The sequence below is a fragment of the Actinomadura sp. KC216 genome (assembly GCF_004348535.1).
Lineage (GTDB): Bacteria > Actinomycetota > Actinomycetes > Streptosporangiales > Streptosporangiaceae > Spirillospora.
In genome coordinates, this window is sequence record NZ_SMJX01000592.1 from 1 (window position 1) to 2,002 (window position 2,002).

Consider the following 2,002-nt stretch of genomic DNA (forward strand, 5'->3'; position numbering starts at 1 on the left):
CCCAGAAACCAACCGGCAGCTCAAACAACGCGACCACGCCCTTCCCACAACCGACACCAACGGCACCCCAGCCACACACGACCACCACACCAGCCATCACCCCACCCACCACGACCAGCGACCACATGGTCCGGTCCGCGATGATCCCGACCACGCGAGCGATGCGTCGGGCAGGGGCCTGCCGGCGACGGCGGTTCACCAGACCAGGGCGGCGGTCTAGTGGGTTGCCGCGTCGAGGCGGATGCGATCGTTTAGCGAAGGGTCTGGTCGCCGCGGATTTGAGAGGTCCCGGGGACGGGGGCGGCCGGGTCGGAGTCCAGGGCGATGATCTTGTTGGATCGATCGACGTGGACGACGCGAGGGACGAACTCGCGGGCCTCGGCATCCGAAAGCTGGGCGTAGCTGATGATGATGACCAGGTCACCGGGCTGGACGAGCCGGGCGGCGGCACCGTTGATGCCGATGACGCCGGAGCCGCGCTCGCCGGCGATCAGATAGGTCTCCAGGCGGGCGCCGTTGTCGATGTCCACGACCGAGACCTGCTCTCCGGGCAGCAGGTCGGCGGCATCCATCAGGTCCCGGTCGATGGTCAGCGAGCCGACGTAGTGCAGGTCCGCCTGCGTCACGGTGGCACGGTGGATCTTCGACTTGAACATCGTCCGGAACATCAGGACTCCTCGGGAAACTGGAGGGGGACGTTGTCGATGAGGTGGGTGGCGCCGACGCGGCCCGCGACGGCCAGGACGGCCGGACCCGCGTAGGGAGGTGTGATCGCGGTGAAGGTCGCGGGATCGACGAGGACGAGGTAGTCAAGGAGGAGCGGCGGGTCGGCGCTCGCGGCCTTGTCCAGAACGGCACTCGCCGCGGAAATCACCGCCTCGGGTCCTTCGGGGGAGGCGTCCGCGCCGACGTGGAGCGCGTGCGACAGGGCGAGGGCGGTCCGGCGTTCGTCCTCGGCGAGGTAGCGGTTCCGGCTCGAGAGGGCCAGGCCATCCGGTTCCCGGATGGTCGGGCCGCCGACGATCTCGACGGGGACGTTCAGATCGGCGACCATCCGCCGGATGATCGCGAGTTGCTGCGCGTCCTTCTCGCCGAAGACGGCCACATCGGGACGGACGAGATTGAGCAGCTTCAGCACGACGGTGAGCATCCCGTCGAAGTGGCCCGGCCTGGTGGCGCCCTCGACGACCTCACCCATCGGGCCCGACTTGATCGTGACTTGGGGGGCGTCCGGATACATCACCGAACGGGACGGTGCGAAGACCAGGTCAGCGCCTTCGGCGGCGCAGATGTCGAGGTCGGCGGCGAGTGTCCGGGGATAGCGTCCGAAGTCCTCGTTCGGGCCGAACTGGAGCGGGTTGACGAAGATGCTGACCGCGACCGCGTCCGCCCTCCGGCGGGCCAGCCGGATCAAGGAGCGGTGACCTTCATGCAGCGCCCCCATGGTCGGGACGAGCGCCAAGGTCCCCTCGATCCCGGAGCGGGCTTCGACCAGCTCGTCCCGTGTCCGGGCGATCGTCGGCGTCATGATGTCCCCTTCACCCCACGAACCCTTGATCTCCCACGTCCGACGACCTTCCACCGAACGCCGAGCTCCCGACAGAAGCCAAGCCACCAACGCAGGCCAAGCGCTCTACAAAACCCGAGGCCCCAGCCGCCCCCAAACCTCCAACAGCTCCCCGCAAGTCAGCGAAGACCCGACGCCCCGCAAAGGTCGAACCAACCGCACACACCAGGCCGCCCACCAAAACCCCAGCGCCAACGAACGCCCGCCTACCGACAAAGACCGAACGCCCCGCACGCACTACACCCGCCACAAAGGTTGAAGCACAAGCAAGCATCAAACCTCCAACTGATCCCCGCATGCCCAGGGCGTCCGCCCTTCCCGTGCGCCTCGAACCAGCCACACGCACCCGACAACCCGCCAGGGCCCGACAGCCGACGAACACCGACCTACCGACGACGGCAAAACCCCCAGCACGCACCACAACCTCCGCAGAGA

Annotated in this window: 2 protein-coding genes; both read right to left on the minus strand. The window is 67.8% G+C overall.

From position 1 onward, the window contains the following. Positions 1 to 251: 251 nt before the first annotated feature. On the minus strand, positions 252 to 668 hold the full coding sequence (panD, locus tag E1264_RS42295) for an aspartate 1-decarboxylase (RefSeq protein ID WP_132183169.1): 417 nt from the start codon (positions 666 to 668) through the stop codon (positions 252 to 254). After that, complete coding sequence (gene panC, locus E1264_RS42300) at positions 668 to 1,528, minus strand: pantoate--beta-alanine ligase (protein ID WP_132183171.1); 861 nt, start codon at positions 1,526 to 1,528, stop codon at positions 668 to 670. Before panC ends, panD begins: the two co-directional genes overlap by 1 nt. Between the last annotated feature and the right edge of the window lie 474 nt (positions 1,529 to 2,002).

Excerpts from the sequence above, each read along its gene's own strand:
- panD (WP_132183169.1), bottom strand. The coding sequence starts at position 668 with ATGTTCCGGACGATGTTCAAGTCGAAGATCCACCGTGCCACCGTGACG.
- panC (WP_132183171.1), bottom strand. The coding sequence starts at position 1,528 with ATGACGCCGACGATCGCCCGGACACGGGACGAGCTGGTCGAAGCCCGC.